The organism is Streptosporangium sp. NPDC049376 (assembly GCF_044466505.1).
In the GTDB taxonomy this organism is placed as follows: Bacteria; Actinomycetota; Actinomycetes; order Streptosporangiales; family Streptosporangiaceae; genus Streptosporangium.
This window is the reverse complement of record NZ_JBITMT010000038.1, coordinates 24,731-32,709: the sequence shown is the minus strand read 5'-3', so window position 1 is coordinate 32,709 and position 7,979 is coordinate 24,731. Positions and strand designations below refer to the sequence as shown.

Genomic DNA, 7,979 nt, shown 5'->3' with positions numbered 1-7,979 from the left:
CGCATGCAATATCGGCCCGATCTGATCGACGGCTTCTTCGCCGAGACCGGCCTGACCCTCGAACTGACCTAACCCCGGGAATTCATCCTCAGTAGCTACCGAACGGGGCCTAAACAAAAGATTCTGCTAGTTCAGAGCAGGACCATCCCCATGTGCGCGGGGAGCACACCACGCCGGGCGACGACGGCATGGCGTTCGTGGGACCATCCCCGCGCGGGATGGTTCCTGGATGCAGACCGCCGACGCCATCGGCGTCACGTGCTCCCCGAGCACGCGGGGATGGTCTGCGCCACCCTTCGACCGGCTGGCTCGGCGCGCGAGGCCGGCCGTACGTTCCGGCAGGTCGTTGACCGTGCGGTACGGCTATCGCAGCGAACGTGGCCGTACTCTCGCGGACGTCCACGGACGCACCCCGTGCCGGTTCCCTCACTAGGGGGAAGTAGCCGGAAGTGGACTAATGGTGCATCATGGGGGCGCGAACTGGGCTGATCCCGGTTCGGCACGTAAGCAAACGCGGGAGCTTGGGGCAACCAGGCTGAGAGGGCGACTACGGCTGTCGCCGACCGCATGAACCTGTCCGGGTAATGCCGGCGTAGGGAGCGCGTCATGACGTCTGACGTCATCAATTCCAAGCATGCCGAGGCCCCCCTCACCCTCGACCAGGCACCTCCGAAGACCCTCGGCATGCTCGACCAGGGAGCGTTCTGGGCCAACCTGGGCGTCAGCCTGCTCGGCTTCTCCTTCGCGCTCGTCCTGATCAACCCGTTGGGCGGCGACAACCCGCTCACCTTCGGCGCCGCGCTGCTGGCGGCCCTGGTCGGCAGCCTCATCGGCACCGCGATGGTCGGCCTGGCCGCGGTTCCCGGGGTGCAGACGGGGCAGCCCGCGATGGTGCTGCTGCGTGGGCTGTTCGGAGTACGGCTCTCCTACGTGCCGACCGTGCTCAACGTCGTCCAGATGATCGGCTGGGGGGCCTTCGAGCTGTGGGTCGTCGCGATGGGCGCCCAGGCGATCTTCGGGCCTTCGGTCCCCTACGCGGTCTGGGTGGTCGCGGCAGGGGCGCTGACGATGGCGCTGACCATCTACCCGTTGGGAGCCATCAGGCTGCTCAGGCGGTTCGTCACGATCGGTGTGGTCGTCTCGGTCGTCTGGTTCGCGGTGGTCTTCCTGCGTGAGACTCCCGCGCAGAGCGGCGGCTCCTGGGACGCCTTCGCGGCCGCGGTCGACTTCGTGGTCGCCCTCTCGGTCTCCTGGGTGCCGGTCGCGGCGGACTACGCCAGGCACTCACGGTCGAGCCGGGCCGCCTTCACCGGCATCGTCGGCGGCTACACCGTCGCCCAGGTCGCGTGTCTGGCCGTCGGCGTCTACGCGGTCGCGCTCGCCGGGCACGCCGTGGTCCAGGAGAACCAGACCGCGGTGTTCGAGCCGTTCGTCGCGGCCCCGCTGGGCGCGCTGTTCTTCGGCATCCTCGTGCTGCGCGAGACCGACCAGTCGTTCGCGAACGTCTACTCGACCGCGATGTCGCTGCAGAACCTGATGCCGAGGATCGACCGCCGCGTCTTCTCCGTGGCCGTCGGCGTGCTGACCACGGCCATCGCCCTGGTCGTGGACGTCAACTCCTACGGCGCCTTCCTGAGCATCATCGGCGCGGTGTTCGTGCCGATGTTCGGTGTGCTGGCGGTCGACTACTTCCTGCTCGGCAGGGGCAGGAACTGGGACATCTCAGAGAACGCGCCCTCCCGCCTGGTCATGGTCCTGCCGTGGGTGCTGGGCTTCGTCACGTGGTGGATGCTCGCGGCGCCCTCGCAGGTCTCCTGGTGGGCGGCGATCTGGGACGGTGCCAAGCGGGCGGTCGGGTTCACCCCCCAGCCCTGGATGAGCGCCGCCCTCGGCGCCTTCCTGGTCTCCGGACTGATCACCCTGGCGATTGGGGCGCCGCGCCTTCTCGCTCTGAGGCGGCGCCGCCGTACCTGATCCGCCCTTTCGTGCCCGGAGGGCCTAGAGGCGGGCGGTGCTCTCCACCCGTAGGAGTCGTTCCTTGGCGGTCGCGCCTCCGGCGTAGCCGCCGAGGACGGCCTCGCTCTCGACGACCCGGTGGCACGGCACGATCACGCAGACCGGGTTGCTGCCCAGCGCGTTGCCGACCGCGCGCAGCGCCCTCGGCCTGCCGATCCGCTCGGCGATCTCCCGGTAGGTCGTCACCGTCCCGTACGGCACGGCCAGCATCATCTGCAGCACGGTCCTGGCGAAGGAGGTCGCGAGCTGGAGGTCCACGGTGACCGTGAAGGCGCGGAGCCTGCCGGAGAAGTAGGCGTCGAGCTCTCTGCGGACCGGGTCGAGCCTGCGGGGATCGGGGCCGATGAAGGAGCCGACCTCCCTGCTGACACGTTCGAAGACGACGTTCTCGTCCTCGTAGCTGCACGCGACGACGCCCCGATGTGTCGCCGCGAGCGTCAGCCGTCCTACGGGGACCTCGATGGTGCCGAACGCGATGTCCGGGTGGGTGGCGCCCACATAGGTGGACGAGGTCACCCGCAGCAGGGCGTCGAGATCGCTGGCTGACCCGGATGCCATGGCCCCACCCTTCCGTGTCCAGGCGTGTGGTCACCGCAGCGTATCGGACGGATCGTCGCAACGAGTGTCAGCACATGCGGACGAAGTGCCAAGATCAGGCCAGTTGACGCGGCACTATGGTTCTGTGGGTGACGACAGGGCCGAAAGCGACGAGGGCGTCGGCCGCGCGATCGTCGCCAGTGCCCCGAATGCGATAGTCGTTCTGGACCGCGACCAGACGGTCCTGGCGTGGAATCCGGCCGCGGAACGTCTCTTCGGCTGGCCGGCCGGAGAGGTCCTCGGACGCAGGCCCCCGCTGGTGCCGGGGGAGCTGACGGCCGAGCACAACGCGGTGCTCGAACGGGTGCGCACCGGCGGCCAGGTCTCACTGCGCACCAAGCGCTTCCGCAGGGACGGCAGCCTGCTCGACCTACGGCTCGACATCAGCGCGCTGCGCTCCGAGGCGGGCGCGTTGCTGGGGTACGTCAGCGTCTACCACCTGGTCCAGGACGACGAGAGCGCCCAGGAACGGGCGGTCCGCAGGGCCAGGCTCGTGCGCAGGCTCACCGACGTGGTCGCCGACATCAACGCCGAGCGGGAGCTGCCCGCCGTACTCGACCGGATCGCGGCCAGTCTCACCGAGCTGACCGGGGCCGACGCGGGCGGGTTCGTGCTCATCGAGGGCGACAGGCTCCGGCTGGTGGCCAGCCACCGGCTGCCCGAGTCGCTGCGTGACTCGACCGCGCACATGCGCACCAGCCTGGTCGGCAAGCTGCTGCGCACCGGCAGGACCGTGATGCTGGAGACGGGCGACCAGGGCCGCCTCGACGAGCTGATCTGGTCGCAGCTGCCCGGTCTGCACACGATCGCCCTCGGCCTGGCCATGGCGGGCGGCAGGCCGTACGGCGCGCTGTACGCCCTGTTCGCCAAGCACAAGGCGGGGCACGTCGAGCTGGAGCTGCTCGAACTGCTGGCCGGGCACGCGGGCATCGCCGTCGGCAACGCGATGGCCTACCAGGAGGCCGTACGGCAGCGCGCCCACCAGCGGGCGGTGTTCGACGCCAGCGCCGACGGCATCGCCGTACTCGACGGGCAGGGAAAGATCGTCCAGTGGAACCCTGCGGCGGCCGAGCTGACCGGGTTCGACGCGCTGGACGTGCTCGGGGGGCCGCCGCCGTTCGAGCTGCCGGGGCCGGGGGACAAGCTCACTCTCCAGCTTCCCTCGGGCATCTGGCTCGACGTGCTCAGCGCGGAGATCGTCGAGACGGGGGAGGTCGTGGTCGACTTCCGCGACGTCACCAGGGCCAAGGAGCTTGAGGAGGCCAAGGATCTCTTCCTGGCCACGACCAGCCACGAGCTGCGTACCCCGATCACCGTGGTGCAGGGCTTCGCCGGGACCCTCGCCGCCCGCTGGGACGGCATGACCGACGAGGAGCGCCGTTCCGCGGTGCGCATCATCGCCGAGCGGGCGCGTTCCCTCGGCAAGCTGATGGACAACCTGCTGCTCGGCTCGCGGGCGGGGGCGGGCGAACTGCCCCTGAAGATCGAGGGAATCGACCTCGGCAGACTGATCGTGGCGGCGACACTCGGTCTGCCTGATCTGTCTGATGTGCATAGGGTTGAGGTGATTGTCCAAGAAAACCTGCCCCCGGTGTCCGGGGACGCCATCGCCACCGATATCGTGCTGGGCCAGCTGTTGGAGAACGCGTTCAAATATTCACCGGACGGTGGCCTGATCAGGGTCGAGGCTTGGGCCGACGGTGACTGGGTGGTGGTGGTAGTGGACGACGAGGGTGTGGGCATAACGCCCACGAGCCGGGAGCGGATCTTCGATCGCTTCGTCCAGGGAGACACGGGAGACCGTCGCCGGTTCGGCGGGGTCGGCCTCGGGCTGTACATCGTCCGCAGTCTCGCCCGCGCCCAGGGAGGAGAGGTCTCCGCCCACTCCAGGCCGGGAGGGGGCACCCGAATGCGGCTGGCGCTTCGCATTGCCGACACGCCCAGCGCCCTTACCTGACCGACACGCCGTTCCGGTAACAAGCCGGTAACGGATGAGCTGATCTATTGTCGAATGTGTACAAGCTGTAATTGCCTCCCGGTTTCTAAGACCATCTAACGGGGCATTTCGGTCGTACTGGGGTGTGGTTCCTCAGGGGGAACAGGGATACGGGGAGGTGAGTGCGTCGAGCGTCGTTCTGTTGCCGTATGCACCGTCCAGCGTCGCTGTCGCACGCCAACGCCTCTGCTCTGACCTGCAGGAATGGGGGGTCTACGAGACCGCTATAGATGACGCGGTCCTCGTGGTCAGCGAGCTGCTGAGCAACGCGCTCAGGCATGCTCATCCGTTGCCGTCCGGTCAGATCAGAGTGGCATGGCGCTGGGCCGACGAGCACGTGGAGGTAGCGGTGAGTGACGGAGGGGCCGCCACGGAGCCGCGGGCGGGGCGTCCGACACTCTCCTCTCTGGGGGGCCGGGGGCTCGGCATCGTCGAATATCTGGCCACCAGCTGGGGGGTCAGGCACGAAGGGGAGATCACCACGGTCTGGGCGGTCGTCACCGCCGCCGACACCGTGGGTAACGAAAAGGTCTCCGTCCCCCAGCCCGCGTTGCGTGAATGCGGGTAGGGCGCGTCCCGCCTCACCGGAACAATGAGGCGGGGCACGACCGGCCATTCCTTTGCCGTTGGCGCCGACCTCGACGGCACCCGGCCCTCCTCGTCACACTCTGTGACGGCTGACGGATCACACCCCCGCGGGCACGGAGCGGTACAGCACCGCCCGCTCGGCGGCGGCCCACGCGGTCGTGACCAGTAGATAGATCCCCGCCGCGAGCGGGAGCACGGCCGCGCCCAGGACCGTCAGGAACGGCAGCAGCGGCAGCACCCGGCGCAGCACCCCGGAGCCGGGACCCTGCGGTACCGTCGCCGACCTCATCCGCCGTGAGGTGACCGCGGCGACGGCCAGCAACAGCAGGAAGAGGCAGGCGAACACCAGCGTCGGCCCGCTGATCAGCCCGAACCCGGAGACCACGCCCGCGAAGTGCTGCCCGAGCTGCACGCCGAACAGCCCGTGGGTGAGCAGCGCGTTCGCGTGGCCCGCGATCGTGGAGGAGATGAAGACCCGGTAGACGACCATGAGGACCGGCAGCTGCGCCAGCCCGGGAAGGAAGCCGCCGAACGGTGACACCCCCTCCTCGGCGTACAGGGCGGTCGTCTCCCGGTACAGCCGTGCCGGGTCCTTCGCGTGCCGTTCCCGCAGCTTGGCGAGCTTCGGCGCCAGCGCGGCCTGGGCCCGGGCACCCCTGGCCTGCATGACGCCGAACGGCAGGAGCAACAGCCTCACACAGACGGTGAAGACGACGATGGCCAGGGCGGCCGAGCCCAGCGGCTGGGCGAGGAGGGTGATGAGGTCGGCGGTGAACCCGATGACGGAGTCGAACATGAACAGAGCCCTTCTGACTGCCCTTTGACAGGGATGGAAGACAGCACAGAAGGCGCCCGCGCTTCGGGACGTCTGTTGTGTTACGCGGGCGCCGGGCCCGCTGACGGTGCTCTTGGCCGGGATCGTCCGGCCCGGTCGGGGTCACGCTGGCGGACGAACACGAGTCGTCCAGCCCTCTCCCGCGCGGAGAGGGCGAAGTGCCCGCCTGTCTTGGCGGCGGTGGGCACCCCGCGCAGGGCCCAGGCGAGCAGGAGCACGCCCAGGCCGATGACGGCGGCCGCCGTCACGGAGCCGCCGCCACCGTCGAGAAGCCAGGCGAGCAGGAGGGTCACTTGGACATCTTGCTCACGATCGTGACCGCGGCGACCACGATGAGGGCCACGACGCCGAGCACGAAGACGAACTTGAGCAGTCCGAACACGGCGGGAATGACGATCCCGAGGACCACGTAGATCGCGAGAAGGGCGCCCACGACGCCCAGGACGGTACGAACCATGCCAGCAACCGTATGTTCCACGACGGCCTGGCGGGCGTGGGAAACCATAACGATCTCGTTCTTACAGGGTGGTGACGGAGGGTGTCGATCATGAGGAACGGGCCTACGGTGTAACCATGAGCGCGCGGATTCTGGTGGTCGAGGACGACCCGGCGATCGCCGAGGTCGTGGCCCGCTACCTGGAACGCGACGGCCACCGGGTCGAGTGCGTCGACGACGGCGCCGAGGCGCTGAGACTCGCCCTGGCCGACCCGCCCGACCTGCTCGTTCTCGACCTGGCGCCATCCGGGACGGACGGCCTCCAGGTGTGCAGGAGGCTCAGGGAACGCCGGCCCGTCCCCGTGATCATGCTGACCGCGCTCGGTGAGGAGATCGACCGGGTCGTCGGCCTTGAGATCGGCGCCGACGACTACGTCACCAAGCCCTTCAGCCCGAGGGAACTGGCCCTGCGGGTGCGCTCCGTGCTGGGCCGGGCCCGTGGCGCCACCGCCCCCTCGGGCACCGGCGTGCTCGGGGACGGCGACCTGACGGCGGACGTCGGCACCCGCGAGGTACGGCGCGGGGGCCGGGAGATCACACTGACCGCCCGCGAGTTCGACCTTCTGACCCATCTGATGCGTCACCCCCGCCAGGCCTTCAGCCGTTCGACCCTGCTCGACCAGGTCTGGGGGTGGTCCTTCGGCGACTCCTCGACGGTGACCGTGCACGTGCGCAGACTCAGGGAGAAGGTGGAGGAGGACCCGACCGCGCCGCGGCGCATCGTCACGGTCTGGGGGGTCGGCTACCGCTACGAGCCGTCCGCCCCGTAGTGATCCTCGGTGCGGTCAGTCCGCGGCGTAGGGATGGACGCCTCCCGGGGGCGCGTCGTCCGGGTCGAGCTCGATCGGCAGCAGGCCTCGACGGTCGGGCTCGACGCGCTGGTAGGAGACCGGCGTCCTCGGGCTGTCGAAGGACTCGGCGATGGCGCGGAAGGTGGGACACGGCCACCGCCACATACAGCTGCGGCAACGCAGGATCGGATTGGCGGCGTCGCTGGTGATGCCGCCCGCGTCGCGTGGCTGGTGCAGGTCGAGCAGCCTGATGCCCAGCGTCGCGAAGCCGAGCAGCTCCTCGCGCGCGCCTTCGAGGAAGTCGAGGTCCGCGCTCGCCAGACGGGTTCTGATCGGGACGTATCCCTCACGGTTCACCAGGACACGCAGAGAGTGGGCGGCGTCGTGCCACGAGGTCGCCTTCTCGGTGCGGGTGACCATGGCCTCCAGGTGCTCGCGGAGGCGTTGCCGTTGCGGATCTTCAGAAAGGTCGGTGTTCATCGATGCTTTCGGGCCCGTTTCTACTCAACGGCCGCCACTGACGTAGCGCGGGACGGTCTGGAGGCTCTCGGGTCTCTCCTTCTTTCCGGCCAAGCCGGTGTAGCTGTGCGTCAAGTTTTGCGCACCCAGAGTTTTCGTGAGGCCTAAACGGGGGACAAAGGGCCGACGACTCGGGACGCG

At 69.0% G+C, this 7,979-nt stretch carries 9 protein-coding genes and 1 riboswitch; of the genes, 4 read left to right on the top strand and 5 right to left on the bottom strand.

Annotation, left to right across the window (positions count from 1 at the left end; genetic code table 11):
* Nucleotides 1–503 precede the first annotated feature (503 nt).
* Nucleotides 504–616: riboswitch (TPP riboswitch) on the top strand.
* On the top strand, nt 607–1,974 hold the full coding sequence (locus ACIBVQ_RS40060; RefSeq protein ID WP_362784994.1) for a cytosine permease: 1,368 nt from the start codon (nt 607–609) through the stop codon (nt 1,972–1,974). (Overlaps the previous riboswitch by 10 nt.)
* 24 nt (nt 1,975–1,998) lie before the next feature.
* Here the strand turns inward: ACIBVQ_RS40060 and ACIBVQ_RS40055 are convergent, their stop codons facing one another.
* Entirely contained in the window at nt 1,999–2,574 is a 576-nt protein-coding gene (locus tag ACIBVQ_RS40055; RefSeq protein ID WP_352014911.1) for a methylated-DNA--[protein]-cysteine S-methyltransferase, read from the bottom strand.
* Between the two features lie 124 nt (nt 2,575–2,698).
* On the opposite strand from ACIBVQ_RS40055, the gene ACIBVQ_RS40050 reads away from it, so the two are divergent.
* Together ACIBVQ_RS40050 and ACIBVQ_RS40045 are read left to right on the top strand one after the other, a co-directional pair.
* Entirely contained in the window at nt 2,699–4,570 is a 1,872-nt protein-coding gene (locus ACIBVQ_RS40050; RefSeq protein WP_352014910.1) for a PAS domain S-box protein, read from the top strand.
* Nucleotides 4,571–4,751: 181 nt separating this feature from the next.
* Nucleotides 4,752–5,177: an ATP-binding protein gene (locus ACIBVQ_RS40045; RefSeq protein ID WP_386194317.1), complete on the top strand. Its 426-nt coding sequence runs from the start codon at nt 4,752–4,754 to the stop codon at nt 5,175–5,177.
* Between the two features lie 117 nt (nt 5,178–5,294).
* Here the strand turns inward: ACIBVQ_RS40045 and ACIBVQ_RS40040 are convergent, their stop codons facing one another.
* The 3 genes from ACIBVQ_RS40040 to ACIBVQ_RS40030 form a co-directional block, all read right to left on the bottom strand.
* The gene (locus ACIBVQ_RS40040) at nt 5,295–5,993 is read right to left on the bottom strand and encodes a membrane protein insertase YidC (RefSeq protein ID WP_352014908.1); all 699 of its coding nucleotides are present in this window, start codon (nt 5,991–5,993) and stop codon (nt 5,295–5,297) included.
* An 80-nt stretch (nt 5,994–6,073) separates the two neighbouring features.
* Complete coding sequence (locus ACIBVQ_RS40035; RefSeq protein WP_352014907.1) at nt 6,074–6,325, bottom strand: DUF6412 domain-containing protein; 252 nt, start codon at nt 6,323–6,325, stop codon at nt 6,074–6,076.
* Nucleotides 6,322–6,489: a hypothetical protein gene (locus ACIBVQ_RS40030; protein WP_352014906.1), complete on the bottom strand. Its 168-nt coding sequence runs from the start codon at nt 6,487–6,489 to the stop codon at nt 6,322–6,324. Before ACIBVQ_RS40030 ends, ACIBVQ_RS40035 begins: the two co-directional genes overlap by 4 nt.
* A 116-nt stretch (nt 6,490–6,605) precedes the next feature.
* Here ACIBVQ_RS40030 and ACIBVQ_RS40025 point away from each other — a divergent pair, with 116 nt between their 5' ends.
* A complete protein-coding gene (locus ACIBVQ_RS40025) occupies nt 6,606–7,298 on the top strand; it encodes a winged helix-turn-helix domain-containing protein (RefSeq protein ID WP_399184153.1) in 693 nt (230 codons plus the stop codon).
* Between the two features lie 15 nt (nt 7,299–7,313).
* Here ACIBVQ_RS40025 and ACIBVQ_RS40020 read toward each other — a convergent pair whose 3' ends face one another.
* Nucleotides 7,314–7,799, bottom strand: a complete 486-nt coding sequence (locus ACIBVQ_RS40020) for a hypothetical protein (protein WP_352014904.1) — start codon at nt 7,797–7,799, stop codon at nt 7,314–7,316.
* Between the last annotated feature and the right edge of the window lie 180 nt (nt 7,800–7,979).